Raw genomic sequence first — 26,315 nt, forward strand, 5'->3', positions numbered from 1 at the left:
TTTTGGACGGGTTCTATAAACTAGAAGAGGGAAATGACGAATTGCGAAGAGCATTTGTTGGGGCGCATTCGAACACTGGAAGCTTGGAGAGTCTGAATGCAGAGATCGCACGCTAAGGGCGTTGCAGCGGCTGCGGCCATCTTGATGGTCCTATTTGGGATGAGTGGATCGTCCTGGGCCCGGACCGTGCGGACACGGGTCCACGCCGGGTTGCATAGTTCCATGCGAACCTCGTCGCGGACGAAGACGCATCCGGTGGCGATTACAGGCGAAGAGGTTGTGCCTGGAGTAATGCCGGACGAGCTTTCCTCAGGAATTACCTCAGGTGAGCTGCCCGATGATGGAAAGCCCTATCAGCTGCGGATGACAAATCTGCACACCGGAGAAAGTCTGGATGTGGTTTACCGTATCGGCGACACCTATGTGCCCGACGCTCTGGAGAAGCTTGACTACTTTCTGCGCGATCACTACACGCAGGACGTGGTTCACTACGAGCCGAAAGAGTTTGATGTACTGCACGCCATGATGTCGCGGCTGGGGCGGGTGAATGGCATCATCCAGGTGGTCTGCGGGTACAGAACTCCCGAAACCAATGAGGCGCTTCGGCACGCGTCGGTGAAGACTGGAGTCGCCGAACATAGTCAGCATATGGAAGGTCATGCGATCGACCTTAGGGTCCCGGGAGTTTCGACGGTGCAGGTGCGGAATACGGCCCTTTCGCTTCGTGCCGGCGGCGTCGGGTACTATCCTGTCTCACAATTCGTCCATGTGGATGTAGGGCCCGTGCGTGAATGGGCATTCGGAATCACACCTCGCAAGCCAGTGCGGCGGATTCATGGTGCTCACTCAGGAACTGTTTCGGGCGAGTAAAGTTGAGGATCGAATAGGCAAGGGCTCCGGTTTCCGGGGCCTTTTGTTTGCGCGCGATGCGGTTGGCTATACTTCGCCGCATGGATATCCTGCGTGGACAACTCAGAGGGCCAAGGTGGGGCCTGCCCTTGGCGCGGACGATCGCTGAAAAGATCGGGAGAGACAAGTCCGCAGTCCGAGTGCTGGTGAGAGAACTGTTCGACGACGAGATCGAGGTGCGGAAAAGCGCCGCAGACGTGGCCAAGCGAATTACAGAGACGGACGGAACCTTGCTGGAACCCTACGCCGACGAACTCGCTGGACTCCTGGAGACCCTGCCAGTGGAGGAGTCGCGGACGCGGTGGCATCTCGGATTGGTGGTGCCGCGGGTGGCGTGTACCTGTGCCCAGCGGTTGCGGGCAGCGCGGACGATGTCGTTGCTCGCCGAGGATGAGAGCAACGTGGTGCGATGCTCGGCCGTAGAGGGGATGGGGTTGCTAGCGTTGCGAGAACCTTCGTTGCGGGACGAGGCGGAAGAGATGGTGGAGAGGTATCTGCGCGACGGAACGGTGGCGATGAAGAGCAGAGCGCGTGGGGTGCAGCGGACTTGGGCGAGGGCAGAGCAGAAGAAATGATGGCGTCGCAGAGATGATCGTGGGCGTCACTCAATTTCGTAAAATAGAGGGATGAGCAAGAGCCGTTCGCCGCTGTATGTCACCACGTTGATCGCGGGCGCCTTCTTCATGGAGAATCTGGACGGCACGATTATCGCCACGGCGCTGCCACAGATGGCGCGCAGCTTCCACGTAGGTGCGGTGAATCTGAACATCGGGATGACGGCATATCTGCTGACGCTGGCGGTGTTCATTCCGATCAGCGGGTGGGTAGCGGACCGCTATGGTTCGCGGTCGGTGTTTGCGTCGGCGATTGCAATCTTCACTCTGGCGTCGCTACTCTGCGGGGAGGCGCGGACGCTGACCCAGTTCACGCTCATGCGGATTGTTCAGGGCATCGGCGGCGCAATGATGGTGCCCGTGGGACGGCTGATTGTGCTGCGCAATACGCCCAAGGAGGAGCTGACGCAGGCGATCGCCTATATCACCTGGCCTGGGCTCACGGCGCTGGTGATTGGGCCTGCGCTGGGCGGTTTTATCACGACGTATGCAAGCTGGCACTGGATCTTCTTTCTGAATCTGCCGCTGGGCGTGCTGGCCCTGACGCTGGCATTGCTTTGGATTGAGAATGTACGGACCGACGAGCGGCATCCATTCGACTGGCTGACCTTCGTACTGGGAGGGTTTGCCTCGGTGGGCGTGGTGTACGCGATGGAGAAGCTGGGCGGCGAAGGAGGCCGCTGGCAGTTACCAGCAACGATCTTAGTGCTGAGCCTGCTGAGCGGTTCGGTGGCGGTGGCGGTTGGCAGGCGCAGGCCGGCAATCTCGCTGATCGACTTCGAGTCGCTACGGCTGAAGACGTACTCGCTTTCGGTGTATGGGGCGAGCGCGTTTCGCGTCGCGGTGTCAGTGCTTCCGTTTCTTCTCCCGTTGATGTTCCAGATTGCATTTGGGCTGAATGCATTTCGGTCGGGGCTTTATCTGCTGGCGCTATTTGCAGGCGACCTAAGCATGAAGGCGTTTGTGATTCAAGCGCTTCGCCGGTTCGGCTTTCGGCGGATTCTGCTGGTGAATGGAGTGATTACGGCTGGCTCGATGATGTTATGTGCGACGCTGACGCCGGCGACGCCGCCCATGCTGATTGTGGCGATTCTGTTCTTTCACGGGGCGTGCCGATCCATGGAGTTCACCTGCATGACGACGCTGGCGTACACGGAGATCCCGGCGAGCAGGATGAGCCGCGCAAATGGATTTTTGAGCGCCATCATGCAGCTCAGCATGGGGCTTGGGGTGGCCGTGGGCGCGATAACGCTGCGGCTCGTAGCGCATGCGTATGGACACTCGGCCGCAACTCCGCAACTCCGCGATTTTCATGTTGCCATCCTGGTGATGGCGGTGCTGGCGCTTGGACCGGTGGTGGATAGCCTGGGGCTCTCACCGAACGCGGGCGTGGCCACAAGCGGCCATACGGAGGCGAATCTTGAGGTCAACCCAGTCTGAGGTTAGGACGAAGGAACCGCTTTGGTCGATGCGATGGTTGGTCGCGTTGAGGGTTAGACACTCGACAGTAGCGATGAAATTGCATCCAGCAATTCGCTAACTTCCACGCCGTGTCGTTCGTCTACGACGACTAGTCAATGAGTTAGATGGTTCGGCCGGGCTCCCTAAATTTGTTCAAGGAGATTTCCATGTCCAAAGTACGATCACGCGTGCTGGTCGCAGGTCTTTTCTGTTTCTTTGCCAGCTATCTGCAATCGCGCGCCAACGCGATCGTTGAACCGACTCCAGCGAAGGACACTGCGCTGCCCGTACCCGAAGTATTCGCTCCGGGCATCATCTCCGGCCCTGCCAACGATGGGTCGCCGACGTTCTCTCCCGATGGAGGTACGCTCTTCTTCACTCGAAGCAGCGCGCACTGGTCCATCATCCTCGAATCGCATCGCCTCAAAGATCGATGGTCCGAGCCTAAGGTCGCATCGTTCTCCGGGGAATGGTCCGATTCGTCACCTGCGTTTTCTCCAGATGGTTCGTTTATTCTCTTTGTTTCGGTTCGACCTCTCTCAACGGATTCTTCGCAGGCTAAAGGCGCCCCCGCTATGGCGTCTCATATCTGGAGAGTAGACCGCGTCGGATCGGGTTGGAGCGAGCCGCTGCAGCTTCCTGAATCGATTAACTCTTTCCAATGGATCTTTCGACCTAGTGTCGCAGCGGACGGAAGTATCTATTTCACTGCTGCTGTGAAGGGGAAGGAGCTGAGCCTGTTTCGCTCGCCTTGTCAACACGGTATCTACCGCAACGTGGAACCTCTCTCCTTCAGCGACGGCAGCGTAAAGGATGTTGATCCTGAGATAGCGCCCGATCAGTCGTTTCTGGTGTTCACCAGCAAGCGTCCCAGGCCTGGTGACACAACGCATGAACATCTGTTTATCGTCTATAACCAGGGCGGCGTCTGGGGTTCCATCGTGCCGATCCGATACGCTGGTGACGACGCGAATGGCTCAAGTGAGGACAACGATCCCCGATTCGGCGCGGATCATCGAACGGTTTACTTCAGCAGCGATCGCACACTGGCGGTCCACTTTCCTCGGACGCATGAGCAAGCGAGCGAAGACTACCAGCGTCTCGAAACCTGGGACAACAGCAACTCCAACATATGGGTGATCTCGCTGAGCCCAGTGCTGAAGGAGGCGGCCTCCTCGCAGTCCAAGCTCTGAACATAGCAACTGGGTGCCAAAAGCAGAAGGCCGCCATTGCTGGCGGCCTTCCTTTGCATCGGTTTTACTTTCTCGATTAGTCGCCGGAGACGGTCTCTTCGACCTTCGGCGCCGGAGCGGCTTTGATCTCGCCGAGGGAGATGAAACCAGCGGGAGCATCCGGCTCCTGGAGGATCTCCTTGCGGTAGAGCTTGGCCATGCGGGCGTTTTCGGCGTCCTGCTTGATCTTCGCATCGCGTGCGCGGATCTTCTCTTCGCGAGAGTTCTTCGCGATGCCGGACTTGTCGAAGGTGTCGTTGGCGGCGGCGTTGACATGCTCGTCGTTGAGGACCAGGTCATACTTCATCTCGGCTTCGAGACCGACCTTCTTACCGCCGGCGAAGATCTCGTGACGGCCATGCTCCTCGTACCACTTGGTCAGGGTGGAGGTCATGTGCATCTTCTCGATGATGTTGCGCCAGCCCACGCCAGTGTTGTACGCGCAGAAGCTGATCTCACCCTCTTGTGTGGCATAGGGGATGATGCACTGCTCGGTGCGGCGGAAGTCGTAGTTGAAGAGGTCCTGGAACCACATGCCGGCGATGAAGAGGAAGTTCCAGCGGTCGGCGCGGCGCTTCTCGATGTCGGCCATGGTGCGGTCCGCGGTGACCTTGCCGTAGTTCTTTCCGGTAGCACCGAAGCACTTGTCGAACTTCTGCAGCAGGTCGACGATCTTGAAGTGCGTAGGAGCCTTCGACGGGTTGTAGTTGCGCAGCAGCGCGAGCGAAACGCCGACGATTGAGAGGAACTTGCCGCGTGCGGCGTCGTTGACCTGCGCAACGTCCTTTGCAAGCTGTACTGCATCGAGGAAGGAGGTAACCGGAACGGCCTCTTTCGTCTCCTTATCGATCATCAGCGCCATGCCGATGCCGCAGTTGGGATGGCAACCGCAGGAGAGCTGGCCCCAGTCGCGGTCGGGTCCATGTACAAGGTCGGCCCAGTCGGAGAAGGTAGACATGAACGAGATGGGGAACCAGTCGCGGGTCGATTCACCGAGGCCGGTCTGGTCACGGACGTCGTGCGCGAGGTGCGACAGAGTGTAACGCTGCGCATGGCGGCGCTCGTCGGAGATATCTTCGTCACGTCCGGTAAAGCTGACAGGCTGGAACGAGAGGAAGTTGATCTTCTTCGGGTTGTCGAGCGCGAACTCGATGATGCGGCCGACCTGCTCATTATTGATGCCGTTGACAATGGTGGTTACGGGAACGATGTCGACGCCAGCTTCGTGCAGGTTGTGGATGGCCTGGAGCTTCACGTCGAACGCGTTGCCAACCTTGCGGTGCGAGTTGGCGGCGTTGCCGATACCGTCGAACTGGAGATAAGCGTAGCGGAGACCGGCCTCAGCAGCAGCCTTGGCAAACTCCTTCGACTTTGCGAACTCGATACCGTTGGTTGCGGCCTGTACGGAGTTATAACCAACCTTACGGGAATAGGCGACGGCGTCGAGGAAGTAAGGCGACAGCGTCGGTTCGCCACCAGAAAACTGCACGCTCATCTGACGACGCGGCTTGATCGTGATCGCGTTGTCGAGCATGGTCTTGATCTCGTCCCACGTCAGCTCGTGCACGAAGCCGACCTGGTTAGCGTCCATGAAGCAGGGATCGCACATCATGTTGCAACGGTTGGTCAGGTCGATCGTAAGAACCGATCCGCGGCCGTGCGTCACGGTCGAGGTGCCGTGGTTGTGCAGCTTCTCGTCGTTGTGGGCGCGGATGTCGCGGCCCGGGAAGACGTCTTCAAGGTGCTTCATCATCGGCGGGTCGATGGACATAACGTCCTCGAAGTGGCCGTGAATCGGGCAGTCCTTGACCATCAGGATCTGGCCGTCGCGCTCGATGATCTGGGCCTTGATCTCGCCGACCTTCTCATTGAGCAGAATCTCGTGAGGCAGCTTGCCGTCGACGATCTGCTGACGAATCTCCGGAATGCACTTCGGGCAGAGAGAATCAGTTGTGCGCGGCCAACCGAGGGGCGGCTTCTCTTTCTGATAGCTCTTCAGAAGCGGCTTATCGCTCCACTTGGGTGTGAAGCTGGCGTTGGGGCTGAACGAGTTCAGCTTGTTGAATACTGCCCAGCCTGCCTTTGCTCCATAGGTGAGAGCTTTTTCCGCGATTTTGGCCTTCGGCATGTCTTTTTGTCTCCTGATTGTCCGTCTGATTGTCTAGATATCTTCTGGATTGTTACTTAATTTCGATCTACGAAGGTCCCTTTTTACGCTGCTGACCGATGCTGGTATCGCAAGGAGCAACCCTCACTTGATTGAAGCTATCTATCGCTTTTCCTGTCAGATGCAGCGGGGATCCCGTTCGACTCACCCCTTAACAGTACCCAGCTTGGGGGTCATATCGAAGCATGTGGTATCGAACGGCAAGAATCTGCATTGAACGGCAATGTAGAGCGGTGGATGGGGCGAAGTTTTTACGCTAAATACGGAAAATATGTCACTGAGAAGTAACCCCACTGCTCCCGCTGGCAATATTGTTCAGGATTCGCTGAACGAAGATGATGCGAACGTGGATGTGGCTGGCCACGTCAGGAAGGAATTCGTCGATCAGATTGTTGACTGGATCGAGCGCGTAGCCGGTCGCGATGCGGGTAATGGTCGAGGAGAGATCCGTATGCACACCGGGCACATATTGATTTGAAAGGACGGCCTCGAGCGGATAGTCCAGTAAGACGGAATAGTTGGGCATCGTACTGCCGTCGTCGTGGCGCGAGATTACGGTGCGGGAGACGGAATAAACGATCCGCTTCGTCAGCGGCGCGTTTGGCATGCGAAAGTAACGTGGATCCTGATGGAACAGGATCGGAAAAGTGAAGCCTCTGAAGAATTCGCTGGAGATATCCTGCACGTAACTGATACCGACAGATTTGCCGAATCCCTTCAGACCGGGACCGTACGCAGAGTGGGAATCGGCTGCAACTGATATCGCAGAGATGCCGACGATGGTGCCGAAGTTAGCAGGATCAGCGAGATTGTTGAGAGCAAGGTAACCCTTCTCCTGCCAGGTCAGCGGGATGACGATATTCGTACCGATAAAATTTTGATAAGGATAGACAAGATTGCTACAGGGCTTTGGGACCGCATCGAGGCGGTTGGGGTTGTAGTAGACAACCTTCAAGGCACGAAAGGCGTTGCACGGCTTGACTCCATCTCCGGTCTGCCGAAAGGAAGCCTCGGCTACTGCGACGACATCTTCCTGATTCGAAGCTGTGGCGCCAGGCGAGTCTGGCAGGTCGTCAGAAGCTGAGTCTGAGGAAGCGGACACAGTCCCCGTGCTTGTGGGTGTTGAGAGTTGTGCTGCTGCAGTAATAGCAGATAGCAGCAAAACCGAACTCAACAACCAACGCATACGAATAGCCCTCGTTGCCTATCCTAAACAGACGTAGCGAAACCTACCTCAGGCTTATTTGAGGTGAGTGATTTCGAGCGCCTCGTCGAGAAACTCGGTAACGACAAAGCCGATTGCACCGCCGGCCATCGAGGTGCCAAAGGTCTGTGCTGTCTGGCTGAAGCTGCGATTCGAATCAGGGTAATATGCGTTGCTGAGGGCAGCTCCGAAGACGCGGCCGGAGATGAGGGAGTAGTTGGGTGTGGCGTGGCCATCGTCCGCGCGAGTGATGATAGCGCGGGTGGCGGCGTATGCCACGCGTTTGACCACATTGTGGCCTTTGCCCATCTTGTAGTAGCGCGGATCCTCATGAAATAGCGGAGCGAAGACGACGTTGCCGAAGATGTTCTGGCTGGTGTTGCGCAAAGCGGCCGCCCCAAGGCGCTCCCCGAAAGCACCACTGTCGGTACCGTAGTTGGGGGTGCCGTTGATGAGCTGAGTGTATGCCGCTGAAGTAGTCCATCCGATGAGGGAGAAGAGGGTGAAGCTCTGCTTGAATCCCATTACCTCTTTATCGTGCGCGGAGAGGGGTGGAGCTACTTGCCCAGGGTAGATGGTGATATCGCTGCGAGTGGCCAGAATCCTGCGTTTCACTGAGGCTGGATTCAAGGCGTCGCCTACCGGGTTCGCGAAGCTGTGTGTTTCGTTGCCTGAACTGTTGGATTCTTCGGTGGAAGAGGTGCTACTTGAGACCTCAGGAGCGTCGGGAAGAGCGAGCATGGCGTTCGTCGCGGCCGGCGGGCGGGGTTCGGTTTGTGCCTGCGCAATGAGCCCCGTCGAGGCAAAAAATGCCACAGTGATGAAGATAAGGCTTTTATTGAGGAACTTTCTTAAAGTCAGCCGTACCCTTGCAATAGTCAAAAATAACTCCCTTACAGGCTAAATATCCCACCACCGGTTAGAGTTCAGCGACTGGCTATTGGTCGCAAACTGCATGATGTGAGCGTTTGCCTAGGTATAACGGACGCTCAAACGTCACGGCAAGTTGTATTTACCCGCTCCGCCTGATTCCCCAAAACCTTGTTACCATCCCGGCACGTAGACGCAATGACCATTGACGCTCTCTTTTCCACATCATCTAATCAATTGTTGGAGGTGCGCGCATGTCAACCGAAGAGCCGAAACGACCGTGGGAGCAGCAGTTGCGGGATGCGGCAACCCATCTGGAGGCAGATCTTAAGAACGTCGTAAAGTTCATTAACGATGAAGTGGTGCCGGATGTCCGACGCAATGGCTCAGAGGCGCTGCGAACCGCTGCGGCAGAGTTGCACAAGCTCGCGTCGCGAATGGATGATCATGCGCGAAGGTCTTCAACCCCACCACCGAAAGATACAGCGAAGCCGTGATCACCGTCCGGCGTACGTGTGCCGCTATGCTGTCGGCGTGCGCGCTGATACTCAGCGGTTGCCATAAAGAAACAACCAGAGCCTACCGGCCGCCACCTCCGCCGTCGACGACAACTGCTTCCAACCAAGGCAAAGTTTCGAGGGGATCGCGGACTAACTCGACAGCCGCTCAAGTAGCACCTCCGCCCGCTCCAGCCCCGATTCCAGGCAGTCTTGGAAAGCCCGTCTCAAGCGAGGTCGGAATGGCGAGCTGGTATGGTCCTCCCTACGCCGGTCGAAAAGGCGCTGACGGCACGGTCTACGACCAGAACGCGATGACTGCTGCTCACCTCACTCTCCCAATGGGAACGATGGTGCGCGTGACCAATCTGACCAACAACCAATCTGTCGTGGTGAAGATCACCGACCGCGGCCCGTTCGTCCATGGGCGCATTATCGATCTGTCACTTGCCGCTGCCAAGGCGACCGGAGTGTATCGCGCCGGTGTCGCCAAAGTGAAGGTGGAAGCGTTCGCCGCTCCGGTTCGTGTGAACGCCGATCCTGGCGGACACTGGTGCGTGCAGGTCGGGGCCTTCGCGCGAGAATCCGACGCAATAAAGCTCAAAGACGAGATGATTCGGCGCTATGCCACCGCCAAGGTCATCGAGTTCCCCGGGCCCACCGGGCATTGGGTCAGGATCAGCCCAAAGCTGCCGAACAAAAGCAATGCAACGGAGGTGGCCGACAGCATTCACCCCAAAGATCCTGACGCTGCGCCCTATCTAATCCGAACCGATTAGCGATACTATTTGCCGGGCAGGGCAGGAGGATCATAGTACGGAAGCTTTTGCTGCTCCACCGTTGCACGCTTCACGCCGATGTCGTCAAAGAGCAGGCTGGGAGCAATGGTGGTCTGAGGCACCGTGCCGAGCGAGTTCGAAACATAGGGGTCGTTGCCGGCGGCGACGATATCCGAGCGCAGGCTGCGGTTGTCGAGCTCATCGAAGATTGCACCGCGAACGAGTTGGCGCGAGCCATCAGGATGCACGAGATACAGCAGCCGCGGAAGAAGCTCGCCACCTAGAGTCTCGACTGAGTAGACGTCGCGGCCTTGCTCCTTCGCCATACCGAGAAGACGTTGATTCAGTTCGCCTCGCGACAGTGGATGGCTCGACTTGACCAGAATGACTCCAGCGCGCGAATGAGCTGACTGTGCAGGCGCGGCGCGTCCGTGGCCATTCGACGTGTCAAAATCTTTGATGGGCTCGCGGCCGATAAGAAAATTTTCGAGCTTGCCATTTACAACGATGTCGACTGATTGTGCAGGGACGCCCTCATCATCGATCTTGTAAGCGCCAAGAAGAGCCTTGCCGTCGAACTTTGTTTGCAACGGATCATCCGTTACGCTGAGCATCTCCGGCAGAACGCGCGCCTTGAAGCTCGAAGAGTAGGCGCCGCTAGTGCGCGCAGTAGTGCCCATCTCCGGTCTGTCGGCCTCAATGTTGGGCACGAGCAGACGGTCGATCACGTCCGAAGCGGCATCTCCGCTAAAGAGCACAGGCCCATGGTAGTCATCCGCTGAAACGACTGGAGCATTGCGAAGCTCTTCAAAGCTCTTGAGATCCTCGATGACGCGTTTGCGAAAGGCGCTTGCGTCTTCGAGCTCCTTCGCGTTGGCAGCGACAGTTCCGTTATCGCGGCTCAGGCGCATCCCGTCCCCTGCCTGTCCGCCTACGCTGATTGCACCATCGTAGCCGGTGTAGCCTTGACGCACTACGGTTCCTTCGGTGTTAACCAGGTAGCGGTTGAGTGCGATGCCGCGAATGTTAGCGGTCGAGTATTGGACGTGCTCGGCGAAAGGCCGCACCTGTGGGTCCGAGGCAAAGAGGCCGCTGGCTTCAACAATACGGCGCTTCCACTCTGCGCGATCAAGATCAAGCGTGACGAGGGGAGAGATCTGCACGACCGGCTTGGCCTGGGCAAAGTCCGGCTGGGCCTGCACAGATTGAAACTGCTTCAATGCAGCCTGCTTGGCCGAATAAGCTCGGAGAGCGTTTTTATAGGCGGTGTCAGTTGCAGTCCAGAGCGCATACCGCAGTGCTTCGGGGTCATTGTCAGTCGGGGCCAGTTCAACTGAGCCGTCACCACGGCTGGTGCTGCTATCTACGGCATAGTCGCCGATGCGCACTGTGACGCGGACGATCCGCTGATGATTTTCTTCTTCGCGTGTAAGCGCACCGTAGTTGGCGACAGCCTCATAGGAGGCCAGGTCGTCCAGACGGTACTCCACAAAGTAGGGATGCTGCATGCCGGGAAGCAGCAGCGCCTTCTCGCGGTCGAGCTCTACCTGCATCGCACGAATCATAGGATCGCTCGCCGCAGGTGTACTTTCAGCAATAGCCGTATTTGTAACTGCAGTCGTACTCAAACAAACTATCGACCAGAGCGCCCCACAAACAATACCGCCAACCTGTGTCTTCCGAAGTAAGCTCATTATTGGCCACCCTTTCCACCAGAGGCCGCCGCCCCAGGCGGCGGCAAAATAGGTGGCCGCGCTGTGCCCTGAGCCTGACGCTGGGTTTCAATCTCGCTGACCAGCATCGCCGGAGCAACGGCGCTGACAGGAATACTCCCGGACTCGGCTCCGCAGATGCCGTTGAAGATATCCTGCTTATCGTTCGTCGCGAGAATGCGGTTCAGTGCGGCCTGCGGTGTCCCTACAATGCTCACTCCACGTACGAGTTCATCGGGGCGACCATCAACGTAGACGCGATAGACCACAAGCGGAATCACCTGGAAGGCTTGCGGGGAACGGCGTGTCGTAACGGCAAAGCCCGAAGAGATGTCTTCGAAGTAAAGACCATAAGCCTTGCCTTGCTTCTTCGCCTCGGCCTTCAACATCTCGCGCAGTTCGGCATCGCTGACAGTCTTAGAGGAAGTGACAATAAGATTTCCCTGCCTGCCCGTCGGCATGTGCCCGGTCTCGGCGCGGCCGTGGCCATTGGTGTTCGAAAAACTGGCGATAGGAAGTCGCGACATCAGGAAGGTATCGAGAACGCCATCTTTGATGAGATCCACACGGCGTGCCTGCTGTCCTTCATCGTCGTAACTATAGTGCCCGCTGAGTGACGTTCCGTGGAATTCCGAGAGCGTCGGGTCGTCAGAGACGCTGAGAAATGTCGGCAAAATCTGTTTCCCAAGCAACTTCGTGAAGGTCTGTCCTTCGTCGTCGCCTCGCTGGCGTTGGCCTTCGAGCCGATGACCAAGAACCTCATGAAAGAACACAGCTGAAGCCCGGCCACTAAGGATCGCAGGGCCGTTGAAAGGCTCGGTCACAGGCGCCTCCCGCAAGGCCTCAAGATTCTTCGCCATGGCGACAGTCTTGTCGATGAGTGCTTTCTGATCGGGAAGATGCGCCACCTCGTCAGCTTCGAAGGTCTCGGCGCGAAAAAGATCCATTCCATCGGCGGCGCGTGTCCTGGCGACAATAACAAGCCGCGCGACATGGTTCGGGGTTGCGACCTTAGCGCCTTCCGAAGAGACAAAGTAGTCCGTCTCAGTGGTCGCCTCGAGCGCGACATCGTTGTAAAAGACATCGGGATACTGCTTAAAGAGTCCGGAGAGTTCGCGCAGACGAGCCTGCCACGCTGCGGTGTCGACGACCAGCGCCGGCGACGGTGGAAGGATCGCCGAGGCTGGCTTCTCACTCGAGAAATCGGCTGAGGCGTCTTCCTCCTTCGCGCGGACCTGTTGCTCCGTCTTCACCTTCAGATACCCGTCGAGCGCCTTGCCGTAGCCGCGGTTGGTAGCGAACCACAGGGTACGCTCGATGGCGTCGCTGTCGTTCGCGAGCGGCAAAGGGATTGTCGTCAGGGCGCTGTTCCTATGATCGCCATGAGTGTTATCTTCTGCCGCTGTGCCAAGCCGGACCTGGACATCGGCGACGCGCCGACGGTTCTCACGTGAGCCAGTGATCGCCCCGAACTGCGCAGTCATGCTCATGCTGTCGCTATCGGAGACAGCATAGCTGAGAAAGTAAGGCTTCGGCTGAGTCGCGTCTGTAGCGTTGTTGCCAAGCGAAGTCATCGCACGATGCAACTCAGACTCCATGGTGTCGATCAGGACAGCCGCTGGAGCGGGTTCAGGACTTTTGGTTGCCGCTGCACTGTAATCGACGGAGGAGATCGCCACCCCTACCAGGCCGGCAAAACTAACCCAGGCCACTGCCACTCTTTGTCTCTTCATGGAAAAGGAAACTCGTTTCGCCTGCAAAATACGCCTGTTGCCGAGTGTATCGGAAGTGACGCTATAGCGCTTAGTCCCCCTGCGGTCCGTAGTACCACGTGCAGTCTTTCCGCAGACAACCGAGAGTTGGACGAAACTACGAGGGTTTTGTCGACAAGCCGCTTAGACGCTGTAACGCCGAACACTAAGCCACACAGTCAGCACAATGAACTGGGTGAGGAGCAGGGACTCCGCCAGTCCAAACGTTGCGTGCCTACTGTTGGACAGTGACAAAGCAATGAGCACCACCAGCGTCAGGATCATGCCAAGGAACACCGCGTTCCGGCCATAGTAAGTAGGAGTCAACGACACCGGGCGACGGGCAGGAAGCCTGCGAGCGACCCGCGCGACAAAGTCCGCCGGAATCTCAATGCTGGGTGCGGCCTCGAGAGCACGGAAAATGCGCAGGTCCAGCTCGTCATCTGCGGCCTTATTTACGAGCTTCGAATTCATCGATTCGTCTGACATTCCGCTCTCCTCTCCTTCGTTTGACGTTGCTGGATGGCTTCACGAAGCTTTTTACGCCCACGGTGAAGGTGAGTCCGCACCGTACCGATCGGCATCCCCAACGCATACGAAATCTGCTCGTAGCTGCGTTCTTCCTGATGATAGAGGATTAGTATCGTCCGCTCAATCTGACTGAGGAGCTGAAGCTGCTCCTCCACCGTCTGCTGGAACTCGCGTTCTTCAAGCTGCTGCTCGGCGTTGCGGTCGGGGTGCGCAAGCCGTTCCTCCCACGCTGAAGTCTCGTCCGATAGCGAAACATGGGCGCGGTCAACACGTCGCCTACGCTTCCACTCGTCCTGCGCGACATTCACCGCAATCCGATACAGATAGGTTGTGATCAGGGCTTCACCGCGAAAACTCGGCAGCGCACGGTAGAGCCGCAAAAAGACATCCTGTGCAAGATCATCGACATGCTCACGACTCCCTGTCAGGCGCACCAAGGTGCGAAAGACCATCGCCTGATGGTCACGTACCAGCTGCTCGAAGGTGAGATCGACGTCCAAGCGAGGTTAGACAATAGAGTGCTCCGAAAGTTTCATCGAAGCGAGTGAAACTTTCGAACAGCGTTCCTGTCTAACGCGGGCAGAAAGAGGAGGTAGCATATGGATTTCATGATGAGTCCCTTTATCGTGCCTGTAGCCGGTTGCGCCGTTGGCGCGGTCGCCATCGTTTCAGGTATCTGGTTCGAAGCTCAACAGCGCCGTAATAAAGCGGAGCAACGCATGGCCATGATTGCGCGCGGTGTTCCTATCGCCGAGATCGAGAAGCTGCTTGGCAGCGGCGACGAAGAGAAGCGGGTGAGAGATCCACTACGCAGTCTAGCGAACGCACGGCGCGCTGGGATCGTTCTCGTTTCGCTCGGTGTGGGGCTGGTTCTATTCTTTGCTGCGCTCAGCGTCGTTGTGCATGTGCGTGAAGTATTGGCGGGTGCCGCCGCTGGTCTCATTCCGCTAGCTATTGGAATTGGTTTCTTTGTCGACTACAACCTGCAGAAGCGCGAGCTATCGCGCTTCGGGTTGGAGATCGGTGCAGAATCCTCAGGTCTTGGTTCGGAGCGGTAGCTTTCCGCTACGGTCGTCGGTATTTTGCGCTGGGCTATGCGAATCATGCACACTGGCTTCATTCGGAATGGAGCCTTGAATTGACCAATGTACGTGCAGCTCTGCTTCTGCTGATCGGCCTTTTTCTGGTCTCGATCCCCTCAGCTCAAGCCTTGGGAACAACCCCAACCGAGGCGCAGGCCCTGCGAGAAGCCGCGCAGAATCACACCGCCTACACCCTGCCTCCGGAGAAGCTCAAGCTCGCAAAGGAGTTGTTTCGCGACCGCACCACGCTGCATTTCCTGGCCGAAGGGTGGGGCATCCTCCAGCTAATTCTGCTACTGGCCCTTCGCATACCGAAGCGAATGCGTGATGCCGCCGAGAAAATGACAAAGATCCGCTGGGGCCAATGTTTCATCTTCGTCTTTCTCTTCCTTCTCATCACTGCGCTCCTGAACATACCACTACGTCTCTTCGGACACCACATCGCGCTCGCGTATGGGTTATCAGTGCAGCGCTGGGGCAGTTGGTTCGCGGATCTTAGTAAAAGCTTTCTGCTCGAATGGATCGTAGCCGGGCTACTCGTGATGGTGTTGTTCTGGGTAATCCGGTGGTCGCCAAAACGTTGGTGGTTCTGGTTTTGGATCCCCACCATGGTCGCTGTCTTATTCGGCGTCTTTCTCTCACCGATCATTGTCGATCCGCTCTTCAACAAGTTCGAGCCGTTGCAGCAACACGACCCCGCGCTGGTCGCGCAGTTAGAACGAGTCGTCGGTCGCAGTGGCGTAACTCTGCCACCGGACAGAATGTTCTTCATGCGAGCCAGCAGCAAGGTGACGAGCATGAATGCCTATGTCACCGGCTTCGGGCCCTCCAAGCGGCTCGTGCTGTGGGACACCACGATCTCCGCAGCGACTCCCGACGAACTCGCTGGAGTCTTTGGCCACGAACTCGGCCACTACGCCCTGCATCACATCGTCCAGGGATTGTTGTTCAGCGCCGTGTGCCTACTGGCCGGGTTTTTTGCCGGACAACGAATTACACGGTGGCTCCTCGCGAAGTATGGAGCATGTTGGCAGATCCGCTCGCAGAACGACTGGGCCTTCCTGGCGGTGCTGGTACTCGTGCTGAATGTGCTGAACTTCGTCGCCGAGCCGATCGAAAACGCCTTCAGCCGATCGATCGAGCACGCTGCCGATGTGTACGGACAGGAGGCGATTCACGGCATCGTCGCCGACCCGCAAACCACCACCCAGCAAGGGTTCCAGAAGCTTGGCGAAAACTCGCTCGACGACCCAACACCGCATCCGTTGGTCGACTTCTGGTTAGACGGCCACCCCTCCACAGCATCACGCGCCGCCTTCGCATTAGCCTACAACCCCTGGACAGCAGGGCAACATCCGAAGTACTTTCAACCATAATGAAGATCACGCCGAGCAATATCGCATCTTCCGATTGCCTCTTCTGCAAGATCGTAGCCGGAGACATTCCGGCAAACCGTGTCTACGAGGACCAGTTCTGCATCGGTTTTCCTGACATCAATCCACAAGCCCCAACCCATCTGCTCATCATCCCTAAACAGCACATCGCTTCTCTCGCAAAGGCAGAGGCGGAAGACTGCGCGCTGTTAGGCTCACTGATGTCTGCAGCCGCTGAGATCGCGCGCAAAGAGAAGCTGAGCAAAGGTTACCGAATTGTCGTCAACACAGGCGACGATGGGGGACAGACCGTGAATCACCTGCATCTTCACCTACTCGGTGGAAGACACATGAACTGGCCTCCCGGATAGCAAGTCGCCAAAAGGGGGCGCATTAAAAGAAAAGAGCCCGAAAGATCTCTCTCGCGGGCTCTTCACTAACGCTGAACCGTAAAAGGCCCTCGCGCCTTGCGTTTACTGGTTGAAGTTCGGCTCGTCTTCTTCTTCCATGCCATAGCGGCGCAGGAGGTTCGGAAGATTCTGCGAGAACGCGGCGCGAGGCATTACAGTATCGCAACCCGCTTCGACAGCCTTCGCCTTCAAGTCTCCCTGCAGATGCGACAGGAAACCGATGATGGAGGTGCTGCGCTTGAGCTTGGTCTTCAACTTTGGAATCAAGGTCAAGGGCTTGGCATTCGCATTGTTTAGGTCGAAGACGATCAGGCCAGGTCGATCTTCCTCTTCGCCGCCAACCAACGCGGCAACCGCCTCTTTGTCGTTCTTTACGAACGCTACCTTCACCCCGAGCTTACGTGCCGTCTCGGAGATCTTGGCGATGAAGAAGAGATCTTCAATAAAAAAGAAGATCTTCGTCGGTGCATCCTCAGCGATCGGAATCGCACGTCCCTGCGAGTAGTCGATGGGCTGGGAGTCGCTCTGATAGCTGCGTCCACCGCCATGGCCGTTGCTGCGGCCCTGGTAATTCCCGTTATGCGAATCCATGGTGGAGGGCGGAGTATCCGCGAAGTTGCCGTTCACGGCGCGATAGCTATGGTCCATCGGGCCGACAAAGCTGCGAGGTCCACGAGACTGCTGTTTGCCCCCACCGCCCTTGCGTTTGAACCCGCCGCTGTTGTTACCCGGCTGGTGCGTATCGCGGTCGCGATAGCCGCCACCATTGCTGCTGAACCCGCCGCCGTTGCTCCCGCTGGCAACGTTTCCCGGATTCTCCGGCGAACGCTGACGGTCACGGTCGCGAAACTTCTTCTTCCAGCGTTTGCCGCTGGAGGAGCCGTTCTGTTGCTGGCCGGCATTGGCCTGAAAGCCCTGTCCGCCTTGTGGTTGGAACGTCTGAGGAGCGGCTGCACCCTGAATAGAGCCGATGGGTTGACCCGCGCCCTGCTCGCTGGGTTGGCCCGCCTGCGGCGCGTCCGGACCCTTGCTCTTCCGCTTGCGGCGGCGCCGGCGGCTACTTTTGGACTGACCCATGCCGTGCGGGACGTTCTGCCCGGCGAATTGAGCCTCTCCGTCCTGCTGGACGGGAGACATTGTCGAACCCTGGTGAGAATCTACCTCGGGTACATTCTGCTCTGAAGTCATGCTTCCACTTCCTATTGCTTTAGATCGCAATTAGCGGTTCTCTCCCACGCGACGGTCTCTTCTTCCCCGTGAGACTCACGGAGGAGGAACCAAACCGGTATTGAAGCGTCGGATGAAACGGTCTCAAGTTTTACTCGAACGGACGTCTTCTATTGGTATCTGGCTGCGATCAAATCGGCGAATCTGCCGCTTACGCACAGCCTGGAGCGCTAGACAACAGCGAATCCTGGTTTTTCACCCTCTACCTGTTTGCGACAGAGTCCGACAAATCCGGTCTACTGTAATCCTGTATCGTTGCCGCCAAACCTACGCAATCGGTAGCTTTCTGGTGGCCACACAGCGATCGGCACCCACAGCCGGTTCACAAGGCAACTCCTAGGGTACGCTCAAAGTAGAAACTTGGCAAGGCCCTGTTCTACGACTTCCTGGTGAGCACCCAACCGGTTCGAAAACTTCGCTGAAAATCAGAAGAGCCGCTCCTCGAGAGCGGCCCCTCTATCTTGAATGGCCAGTCACTGGCCTCCTGAAAAACTTCCAATCAAGGAAGCGGACCTCCGGACTTTGGTCTACACCATCGATTGGGCGTAGCTTCTGCTGAGCCGGAGGCATGTCTGGCACACATCGGATCAAGCCAACGTGTTGCCTTTCATGAAGAAGCAATTCATTCGCCAAAAAGAGGAGCAGGGCATTCCTTGGCAAACTCCGAAAGCAGCCGCTAACCAGGAACCGAGAAATCTGAAAAACGGGAAAATGACAGTCCCTGGTTCCATATTTCGGTAGACCAGCGAGATCTAACTCGATTGACCCGCCCCCGGCTGGACCCTATAATTTATCTGTTCCGGCAGCCCTCTCGTTTTGCTACCGATTTGCCCCTATGGCAGTCTGTTCAATCGAGGTAAAAGATGGGCGTGCTCTGTCTCAAGGGTGCGTTGATCGAGTGGATGGAGGGAACGGCCTAGACGGCACTCCATGTGCGCCCGAAGCCGCACGCACAAGTTTGATCAATCCCTGAAGGAGTACCACACACCGCATGAATCGTACCCTAGCTTTTGCTACCGCTCTCGCCGCGGGAATGTCGTCCGCTGTTGGAGTGGCCCAGACAGCTGCTCCGGCCGCTCCTGCAGCCGCTTCCACCCAGCCCGCCGCAGCCCCCGCGCCAGTGGCGCCACACGCCGTACCGGCGAAAATTGCGACCATTGAGTTCGAGCAGGTCGCCGCTGCAACCAACGAAGGTCAGCGCGCGCTCCAGGCCCTGGAAAAGAAATATGAGCCCAAGGGTGCTGAGTTGCAGGCAAGGGCGCAGGAGATCGACACACTGAAGAAGCAGCTGCAGGCCGCCCCGGCGACGATGACCGATGCCGAACGCGCCACCAAGCTGCGTGCCATCGACACAAAGGAAAAGCAACTGCAACGCGATGGTCAGGATGCACAGCAGGCCGTCAGCGGTGAACAGCAGCAGGCCATTGGAGTCGTCGCGAAGAAGCTTGCGCCGGTCGTCAAGAAATACGTCGAGGACAACGGCTACACCATGCTGCTCGACATCACTGGCCAGCAGGGCGGTTCCGTAAGCCTGCTCTGGACCAGCGACGGCACCGATATCTCTCGCGCAGTTCTCGAAGCGTACAACGCATCTTCGGGAGTCGCACCTCCAGTTCCGTCGGCACCCTCTCCCGCGGCTCATCCGCACGCCTCGGCCGCTCCAAAGCCCCCGTTGCCGAAGCAGTAACATTGGCATGACAGAATCAGGCTGGGTGGGGTGAGACCGGTTAGAAGCCACCCCACCCGAGATCTTTGTAGCAAAATATTGAACGATCGAACCGAATCGAACTTTCGAAGGAGCACCACAAACCGCATGAATCGCACTCTTGTTCTTGTCTCCGCGCTAAGCGCCGGATTGATGACCACCGCAGGAATCTCTCAGACTGCCGCAGCCCCATCTGCTCCCGCCGCTGCACCTGCTGCTGTTGAGCCACAAGCCATTCCCGCAAAAATTGCGCTGGTTGCCTTTGAGCAGGCGGTCTTCGCCACGAACGAAGGCCAGCGCGCCGTCCAACAGATTCAGGACAAGTACAAGCCGAAGAAGGATCAGATCGACACCCTCTCGAAGGAAGTCGATTCGCTCAAGGCTCAGCTGCAGAGTGCACCGGCAACTCTTTCTGATGAAGAGCGCGCCACTCGCCTCCGCAACATCGACACCAAAGAGAAAGAGCTGAACCGCAACGCCGAAGATGCCCAGACGGCTTACAACGCGGACCTGCAGGAAGCCTACGGAAAAGTAGCAGCCAAGGTCTCGGTCACTCTCAAAGACTACGTCAGCAAGAATGGCTACACGCTGCTTCTCGATGTCAGCGGACAACAGAGCAACGTCATGTGGGCAAACCAGAGCACCGATGTGACCCAGGCGATCGTGACCGCTTACAACGCGTCCTCCGGTGTCGCTGCTCCGGCTCCGTCAGGCCCCTCCGGTCCTACGACGGCTCGTCCGCGTCCAACTACCACCACCCCCAAGCCAGCTGCACCGAAACAGTAAGCCCGAAGACCAGGCTGCACGCCGCGGCGAAGAGAGTGCTCCACGAATCCTCTCCTCCGCGGTGTGCAGCTTTTAAAAAGCTCTAAGCACAGGTCACTTGTGGAAAAACCTGTGGATCGTCGAAGCCGAAAAGCAGGACCCATCAGTCCAGACTCAACTTGTATAGGTCATGTTGCGCCCGCTAAATTCGACTAAGTGCCTAAAAATCAGTGTGTTGCTCACTCGTTACTGATTTTCCGAGCATGACTCATCCGCAGGTTTCGCCAACTAACGCTGTTTCAAGGGTTTCCACAGTTCGACGTTACGCCCAAGTTACAAATTCCCGCATCTAATTGTTTTGCAGGGGAACATCTACTCACAAAACCACGCGAATTAGTCTTTTTCAGAGAAGAAGTTGCGCCCGGAACCGAATCCGTCGCTTACCGTGAAGAAGCGCCAGGTTACTCCTCCCCTACCTTGAGCACCGCGAGAAACGCCTCCTGCGGAATATCGACCTTCCCGATCCGCTTCATGCGCTTCTTTCCTTCTTTTTGCTTCTCCAGCAGCTTGCGTTTACGGCTAATGTCCCCGCCGTAACACTTCGCGATTACGTTTTTGCGAATCGCAGTAACGGTCTCACGTGCGATGACCTTCGAACCGATCGCGGCCTGGATCGCAACCTCGAACATCTGACGTGGAATCAGTTCACGCATCTTTGATACCAGCGCGCGCCCACGTTGCTGCGCAAAATCTTTATGGATGATGATCGACAGCGCGTCCACAGGATCGCCGCCGATCAGAATATCCATCTTGACCATCGGCGAAACCCACATCCCGGCCAACTGGTAGTCGAGCGAAGCATAACCACGCGACACAGTCTTCAGCCGATCGTAAAAGTCCAGCACGATCTCATTCAACGGAAGCTCGTACGTGATCAACACGCGCGTGTCAGAGACATACTCCATGTTCTGTTGACGCCCGCGCTTCTCCTCGACAAGCTTCAAAATACCGCCGACGTACTCTTCGTTCGTCAAAATCTTCGCGACGATCACCGGCTCTTCGATCTGCTCGATCTCCGTAGTCTCCGGCCAGCGCGAAGGATTATCCACCTCGCGCACGCTTCCGTCCGTCATCGTGATCTTGTAGCGCACACCCGGAGCAGTCGTAATCAAATCAAGATCGTACTCACGCTCCAGACGCTCCTGAATAATCTCCAGATGGAGCAGCCCAAGAAAGCCGCACCGAAAGCCAAAGCCAAGCGCAACCGAAGACTCTGGTTCAAAGGAAAAGCTCGCATCGTTCAGACGAAGCTTTTCGAGCGCGTCGCGCAGCATCGCATGCTCATGCGAGTCCACCGTATACAGCCCGGCAAACACCATGCTCTTGATGTCTTCAAATCCAGGCAGTGCTTCAGCGCAGGGATTCTCAACCGACGTGATGGTATCGCCGACCTTCGTGTCAGCTACGTTCTTGATGGTCGCGACAAAAAATCCAACCTCGCCCGCGCTCAATTCGGCAAGCTCGACTGGCTTCGGGGTCATCACTCCCATGCTCTCAACATCGAACGTCTTGCCATTCGACATGACCTTGATCTTCATCCCCTTGCGCAGTCTGCCGTTGATGATGCGCGCCAGCACAATAACCCCTCTATAAGGATCGAACCAGCTGTCGAAGATCAACGCCTGCAGCGGCGCTTCCGGGTCGCCCAGCGGCGGCGGCAGCAGTGTGACAACAGCCTCAAGAATGCTTTCGACGTTCAGCCCGGTCTTTGCGCTGACAGCAATGGCGTCATCCGCAGGCAGCCCGACAGATTTCTCAATCATCTCTTTGGTGCGTTCGATGTCGGCGCTGGGCAGGTCAATTTTATTGATGATCGGAATGATCTCAAGCCCATTCGAGATGGCGAGATACGCATTCGCAAGCGTCTGCGCTTCGACACCCTGCGACGCATCGACCACCAGCAAAGCTCCTTCGCACGATGCCAGCGAGCGAGAAACTTCATAAGAGAAATCGACGTGGCCGGGCGTATCGATCAGGTTCAGCTGATAGGTCTCGCCGTCGTGCGCCTTATACATCATGCGAACGGTGTGGGCCTTGATCGTGATGCCGCGCTCACGCTCCAGGTCCATCGCGTCCAGCACCTGCGCCTGCATCTCACGGGACGTCAAGGAGCCGGTCAGCTCAAGTAGCCGGTCGGAAAGGGTGGACTTGCCATGGTCGATATGCGCGATGATCGCGAAGTTGCGGATGTGACTTGGATCCATTTTGTAGCTGGGTAGCCTCAATATCCATGTTAACACCCCGCTGCGTCTACAAAGAGGGAACCAGACGGTCCTGCGCTTTTGAAGTCAGCGATTTAAGTCCGTCTTATGCACCCACTCTCTCTACGCAAACGATAGCACCTCGGCGGCGCGGAACCAATCGGCGCAATGGCCCGTATCAACAGGCAGCGAGACTTTGTCTGGATGAGATTTCGCAGACCCGCAGGAACACTCAGACAAATAGGATTCATCCGAAACAACTTGCGGCCAGCGCCGATCCTGACCGATTTTCCTGTCGACATTGCACTCTACGACGGATCAAACTTTGCATCGCGACATAAGCCCAAACATCCAATGGACCACAGATTCCTGGGTTCCTTGCAAGGAGGAGACCATGGCTACCAAACCATCTCCGATCGATACACTCAGTAAAATTCCTCCCCGCGTTCACTCCTCCAGCGCCTTCGTGCAGGCCTTGATGAGCGCGAAGGCCATGATGAAGTTCCAGCGCGCCGCGCAACTGATTACCTCCAGTCTCGATCTGGAGATGTTGCTCGATCGCGTAGTAAACGATATCGCCGACGCCATCGGCTGCGTCGAAGTTTCAGTCTGGCTGCGCGATCCGAACGGTGAGGAGATGGTGCTTCACGGTGTTCGAGGGTGCACCACCTATCGCAAAGGTGCCCGCCTGAAGATCGGCGTACGTGGCATGGTCGGCCACGTTGCTGCCACTGGCGTGACTCGCTACGCCCGCGATGTCACGGTCGATCCCTACTACGTCTCGTGCGAGGTCAACACCCGCTCCGAGTTGTCGATTCCACTCATGACCCGCGGCGAGGTCACCGGAGTACTCTGCGTAGATCACAAACAGACAAACGCCTTTGCCGAAGACGAGGTCATGGTACTGGAGGCCTTGGCCGGTCACATCGCCGTGGCGATCGAAAACGCGAGGCTCTTCCGCAACGAACGCCTGGAGCGGGAACAACTGAGGCGCGAAGCAGAAGAAGCACGGGCCGTTCAACAGTCTCTCTTCGTCAAAGCCGTGCCGCTGGTCTGTGGTTTCGCCTTTGAAACTGCGTGGAATCCGGCAGGGTCTGTAGCAGGCGATTGGTTTGATCTCATCGATCTCGGCAACGAACGCACCGGAATCGTGCTGGCGGATGTGTCCGGCAAGGGGATGCCCGCTGCACTATTGATGTCATCAACCCGCGCCATCCTGCGCTCACTCGCAAAACTCGATCCTTCACCAGGAAGAACCCTCATGCAGCTCAATCAGTTGCTCATGGAAGACTTCCCGACAGGAAAATTCGTCACCATGATCTACGCTGTACTCGATGCCCAATCGCGCGAGATCACCATTGCCAGCGCTGGACATCTGCGGCCTCTCCTCATCAACGGCAAGTGCTCGTTCCTTGATATCGACACCGGCATGCCGCTCGGGCTCGGTACGACCTCGTATCCCGAATACAAGGTCACTCTACCTCCAGGCACTCAGCTTCTCTTCTATACCGACGGAATCACCGAGGCAATGAATCACAACGACGAGGAGTATGGCGTAGATCGGTTGGTCGAACACTTCCTGCAGCCCAGCGCATGCATCGAGGGACTCATCGAGGATGTGCGGAGGCACTCCCACCACTCGAATCACACTGACGACGCAACCGCAGTCCTTATCCGAAGCCGATAAAACACAAGCAGCACCGACCCATAACTGACCCTTATGTCCACCGCACCACACTATCTTCCGGATAGCTGAATCCTTTTCGCAAAGCTATCCGCGAGAGTCTGCGAATTTGCTTCTTGCACCCCTTACAATGAAAAGCGAAGATGGTGCGAATGACATTAAGGGACTTGGTGCGAACTTCGGCACTCGCGGTGATGTGTGCCCCGCTGGTACTGCTGACCGGTTGTCCGCAGGAAGATACCGCCGCGCCGGGTAATGCTCCGGTACAAGCAACAGCACCGACAATTACGCCGCCGGCCAGCGGGGACGCAGCAACAACTAGTCAAGCAGCCCAGTCGACCGAGCAGTCCGTCGATAGCTCAGCTCACGCCTTCAAAGTTCAGCAACTGATCAACTCCGCTGAGTCCGCCTATCGCAGCGGCGTCGACAACTATCGCGCGGGTCGTCTCGATGCTGCACGACTCGACTTCGACTCCGCAGTCGATCTCATGCTTACCAGCGGCATGAATCTAAAGAGCGACCCGCAACTAGCCGATGAATTCGATCATCTCCTCAATGCCGTGAACTCGCTCGAGATGGCCGCGCTCAAACAAGGCAACGGATTCTCTCCCAAGATCGAAGAGGCGCCCCTCGACACCGCCGAAGACCTCACCTTCCCCGCCGATCCCGAACTGACCGCGAAGTTGAAGGCCGAACTCCAGATCTCCTCCGATCTCCCTCTCGTCATCAACGACCAGGTCGCCGGCTACATCGGCTACTTCGCGAACTCGCCCTCCTTCCACGCCCACATGCTTCGCAGCATGGAGCGCGCCGGAAAATACAAGACAATGATCCTGAAGGCGCTGGCAGACAACGGCGTGCCTCAGGACTTGATCTACCTCGCCGTAGCCGAATCAGGTTTTCAGCCGCAGGTTCTCAACGCAAAATCCGGAGCAGGCGGCATGTGGCAGTTCATGCCCACCGGAGCCTACGGCCTGGCGCGCAACGGCTATTTCGATGAGCGCTTCGATCCCGAAAAATCTTCCATCGCCTACGCGAAGTACATGAAGACCCTCTACAACCAGTTCGGCGACTGGTATCTCGCCATGGCCGCCTACGATTGGGGCCCCGGCAACGTCCAGCGCGCCGTGCAGCGAACCGGCTACGCCGACTTCTGGGAGCTCTACCGCCGCAACTCGCTGCCAAAGGAAACCAGAGACTACGTTCCCAAGATTCTCGCCGCCGTCATCATGGCGAAGAACCCTGAGAAGTATGGACTCGACAAGATGGTCCCCGACGCGCCCGTCGTTTCCGATACCGTGACCGTCGACTACGCAATCGATCTACGTCTGGTGGCCGACGTGACCGACTCCTCTCTCACAGAAATCGTCGCCTTGAACCCCAGCCTCCTGCGAATGACGACGCCGCGCGACACCTCCTTCGATCTGCACATCCCCGTTGGCACCCGCGACGTCTTCACTGAGCGCCTCAAGGAGATTCCTGAAGACAAACGCAGCAGCTGGCGCTTTCACGTAGTACGCCCGGGCGAAACGCTCGACGGCATCGCAACCAGCTTGCATGCCCATGTAAGCGACGTCGTAGCTGCAAATGGCGTCGCTCTGAATGATGGCGTCGATACCGGAGACGAGCTCGTCATACCCGTCACGACAGCCGCTGCAGGCACACGGCCGCAGCGATACGCCATGCGTCGCGGCGACACGTTGGTAACCGTCGCCGATCGATTCGGCGTCTCGGTAGAAGATCTGCGGCGGTGGAATCATCTCTCGTCCAAGGCCGTGCATCCCGGAACCTCTCTCGCAGTTGTCGAGCCGGTCAAGCTCGCGCCCGGCACACACGTGCACGGCAGAGGCACTCGAAGAAAGAGCAGCGTGCATGCCGCTTCAACCAGTGTTCATCAGGGTTCCGCGCATCCAGCCAGCACACACAAGAACTCGAAGCCCGCCACGTCCTCCGCTTCCGGTAAGGCGACCAGCAAGAAAAGTTCAAGCGAAGCGGAGCTCAACTCCACGACCAAAACGAAAAAGAAAGCTACACGATAAGTTTCCTCGTGAAAAAGATTGCTTGCCTTCGGTAGCGCTTGG

The 26,315-nt window shown here is 57.4% G+C and carries 22 protein-coding genes; 13 read left to right on the plus strand and 9 right to left on the minus strand.

What is annotated here, in order from left to right; genetic code table 11:
* Positions 1 to 96: 96 nt before the first annotated feature.
* The 4 genes from RBB76_RS11255 (at position 97) to RBB76_RS11270 (ending at position 4,177) form a co-directional block, all read left to right on the plus strand.
* Positions 97 to 870, plus strand: coding sequence for a YcbK family protein (locus tag RBB76_RS11255; RefSeq protein WP_429632538.1), 774 nt, complete (start codon positions 97 to 99; stop codon positions 868 to 870).
* 128 nt (positions 871 to 998) lie between these two features.
* Positions 999 to 1,484 carry a hypothetical protein gene (locus RBB76_RS11260; protein WP_429632540.1) on the plus strand — a complete coding sequence of 162 codons (486 nt, stop codon included), beginning with the start codon at positions 999 to 1,001 and terminating at the stop codon, positions 1,482 to 1,484.
* A gap of 51 nt (positions 1,485 to 1,535) precedes the next feature.
* The gene (locus RBB76_RS11265; RefSeq protein ID WP_429632542.1) at positions 1,536 to 2,963 is read left to right on the plus strand and encodes an MFS transporter; all 1,428 of its coding nucleotides are present in this window, start codon (positions 1,536 to 1,538) and stop codon (positions 2,961 to 2,963) included.
* A 188-nt stretch (positions 2,964 to 3,151) separates the two neighbouring features.
* Positions 3,152 to 4,177: a TolB family protein gene (locus RBB76_RS11270; RefSeq protein WP_429632544.1), complete on the plus strand. Its 1,026-nt coding sequence runs from the start codon at positions 3,152 to 3,154 to the stop codon at positions 4,175 to 4,177.
* Positions 4,178 to 4,253: 76 nt separating this feature from the next.
* Here the strand turns inward: RBB76_RS11270 and RBB76_RS11275 are convergent, their stop codons facing one another.
* The 3 genes from RBB76_RS11275 to RBB76_RS11285 all read right to left on the minus strand — a co-directional run bounded on the left by RBB76_RS11275 (position 4,254) and on the right by RBB76_RS11285 (position 8,469).
* A complete protein-coding gene (locus tag RBB76_RS11275; RefSeq protein WP_429632546.1) occupies positions 4,254 to 6,344 on the minus strand; it encodes a radical SAM protein in 2,091 nt (696 codons plus the stop codon).
* 313 nt (positions 6,345 to 6,657) lie between these two features.
* Complete coding sequence (locus RBB76_RS11280) at positions 6,658 to 7,569, minus strand: hypothetical protein (RefSeq protein WP_429632548.1); 912 nt, start codon at positions 7,567 to 7,569, stop codon at positions 6,658 to 6,660.
* 54 nt (positions 7,570 to 7,623) lie between these two features.
* Positions 7,624 to 8,469 (minus strand): hypothetical protein, encoded by an 846-nt coding sequence (locus RBB76_RS11285; protein WP_429632550.1) that lies wholly within the window; start codon positions 8,467 to 8,469, stop codon positions 7,624 to 7,626.
* A gap of 242 nt (positions 8,470 to 8,711) precedes the next feature.
* Between RBB76_RS11285 and RBB76_RS11290 the strand changes: the two genes are divergently transcribed.
* Together RBB76_RS11290 and RBB76_RS11295 are read left to right on the plus strand one after the other, a co-directional pair.
* Positions 8,712 to 8,954, plus strand: coding sequence for a hypothetical protein (locus tag RBB76_RS11290; RefSeq protein ID WP_429632552.1), 243 nt, complete (start codon positions 8,712 to 8,714; stop codon positions 8,952 to 8,954).
* 242 nt (positions 8,955 to 9,196) lie between these two features.
* Entirely contained in the window at positions 9,197 to 9,733 is a 537-nt protein-coding gene (locus RBB76_RS11295) for a septal ring lytic transglycosylase RlpA family protein (protein ID WP_429632554.1), read from the plus strand.
* Between the two features lie 5 nt (positions 9,734 to 9,738).
* Here RBB76_RS11295 and RBB76_RS11300 read toward each other — a convergent pair whose 3' ends face one another.
* From RBB76_RS11300 to RBB76_RS11315, 4 genes are all read right to left on the minus strand, one after another.
* On the minus strand, positions 9,739 to 11,427 hold the full coding sequence (locus tag RBB76_RS11300) for a metallopeptidase TldD-related protein (protein WP_429632556.1): 1,689 nt from the start codon (positions 11,425 to 11,427) through the stop codon (positions 9,739 to 9,741).
* The gene (locus tag RBB76_RS11305; protein WP_429632558.1) at positions 11,427 to 13,178 is read right to left on the minus strand and encodes a metallopeptidase TldD-related protein; all 1,752 of its coding nucleotides are present in this window, start codon (positions 13,176 to 13,178) and stop codon (positions 11,427 to 11,429) included. Before RBB76_RS11305 ends, RBB76_RS11300 begins: the two co-directional genes overlap by 1 nt.
* A gap of 162 nt (positions 13,179 to 13,340) precedes the next feature.
* Positions 13,341 to 13,685, minus strand: a complete 345-nt coding sequence (locus RBB76_RS11310; protein WP_429632560.1) for a hypothetical protein — start codon at positions 13,683 to 13,685, stop codon at positions 13,341 to 13,343.
* Positions 13,667 to 14,227, minus strand: a complete 561-nt coding sequence (locus RBB76_RS11315; protein WP_429632562.1) for an RNA polymerase sigma factor — start codon at positions 14,225 to 14,227, stop codon at positions 13,667 to 13,669. The genes RBB76_RS11310 and RBB76_RS11315 overlap by 19 nt, the downstream gene beginning before the upstream one ends.
* A 99-nt stretch (positions 14,228 to 14,326) precedes the next feature.
* Between RBB76_RS11315 and RBB76_RS11320 the strand changes: the two genes are divergently transcribed.
* From RBB76_RS11320 to RBB76_RS11330, 3 genes are all read left to right on the plus strand, one after another.
* Positions 14,327 to 14,785, plus strand: a complete 459-nt coding sequence (locus RBB76_RS11320) for a DUF6249 domain-containing protein (protein WP_429632564.1) — start codon at positions 14,327 to 14,329, stop codon at positions 14,783 to 14,785.
* 80 nt (positions 14,786 to 14,865) lie between these two features.
* Positions 14,866 to 16,185 carry a M48 family metallopeptidase gene (locus RBB76_RS11325; RefSeq protein WP_429632566.1) on the plus strand — a complete coding sequence of 440 codons (1,320 nt, stop codon included), beginning with the start codon at positions 14,866 to 14,868 and terminating at the stop codon, positions 16,183 to 16,185.
* A complete protein-coding gene (locus RBB76_RS11330) occupies positions 16,185 to 16,553 on the plus strand; it encodes a histidine triad nucleotide-binding protein (protein ID WP_429632568.1) in 369 nt (122 codons plus the stop codon). The genes RBB76_RS11325 and RBB76_RS11330 overlap by 1 nt, the downstream gene beginning before the upstream one ends.
* 102 nt (positions 16,554 to 16,655) lie before the next feature.
* Here RBB76_RS11330 and RBB76_RS11335 read toward each other — a convergent pair whose 3' ends face one another.
* Positions 16,656 to 17,780 (minus strand): response regulator, encoded by a 1,125-nt coding sequence (locus RBB76_RS11335; RefSeq protein WP_429632570.1) that lies wholly within the window; start codon positions 17,778 to 17,780, stop codon positions 16,656 to 16,658.
* Between the two features lie 1,030 nt (positions 17,781 to 18,810).
* Between RBB76_RS11335 and RBB76_RS11340 the strand changes: the two genes are divergently transcribed.
* Positions 18,811 to 19,506: an OmpH family outer membrane protein gene (locus RBB76_RS11340; RefSeq protein WP_429632572.1), complete on the plus strand. Its 696-nt coding sequence runs from the start codon at positions 18,811 to 18,813 to the stop codon at positions 19,504 to 19,506.
* Positions 19,507 to 19,632: 126 nt separating this feature from the next.
* Complete coding sequence (locus RBB76_RS11345) at positions 19,633 to 20,310, plus strand: OmpH family outer membrane protein (RefSeq protein WP_429632574.1); 678 nt, start codon at positions 19,633 to 19,635, stop codon at positions 20,308 to 20,310.
* A gap of 440 nt (positions 20,311 to 20,750) precedes the next feature.
* Here the strand turns inward: RBB76_RS11345 and lepA are convergent, their stop codons facing one another.
* On the minus strand, positions 20,751 to 22,553 hold the full coding sequence (gene lepA, locus RBB76_RS11350) for a translation elongation factor 4 (protein WP_429632576.1): 1,803 nt from the start codon (positions 22,551 to 22,553) through the stop codon (positions 20,751 to 20,753).
* Positions 22,554 to 22,944: 391 nt separating this feature from the next.
* Here lepA and RBB76_RS11355 point away from each other — a divergent pair, with 391 nt between their 5' ends.
* Together RBB76_RS11355 and RBB76_RS11360 are read left to right on the plus strand one after the other, a co-directional pair.
* Positions 22,945 to 24,237, plus strand: a complete 1,293-nt coding sequence (locus RBB76_RS11355) for a PP2C family protein-serine/threonine phosphatase (RefSeq protein WP_429632577.1) — start codon at positions 22,945 to 22,947, stop codon at positions 24,235 to 24,237.
* 149 nt (positions 24,238 to 24,386) lie between these two features.
* The gene (locus RBB76_RS11360; protein ID WP_429632579.1) at positions 24,387 to 26,273 is read left to right on the plus strand and encodes a transglycosylase SLT domain-containing protein; all 1,887 of its coding nucleotides are present in this window, start codon (positions 24,387 to 24,389) and stop codon (positions 26,271 to 26,273) included.
* The last annotated feature ends 42 nt before the right edge of the window (positions 26,274 to 26,315 follow it).

It is taken from the genome of Tunturiibacter psychrotolerans (assembly GCF_051013365.1).
Taxonomy (GTDB): domain Bacteria; phylum Acidobacteriota; class Terriglobia; order Terriglobales; family Acidobacteriaceae; genus Edaphobacter; species Edaphobacter psychrotolerans_A.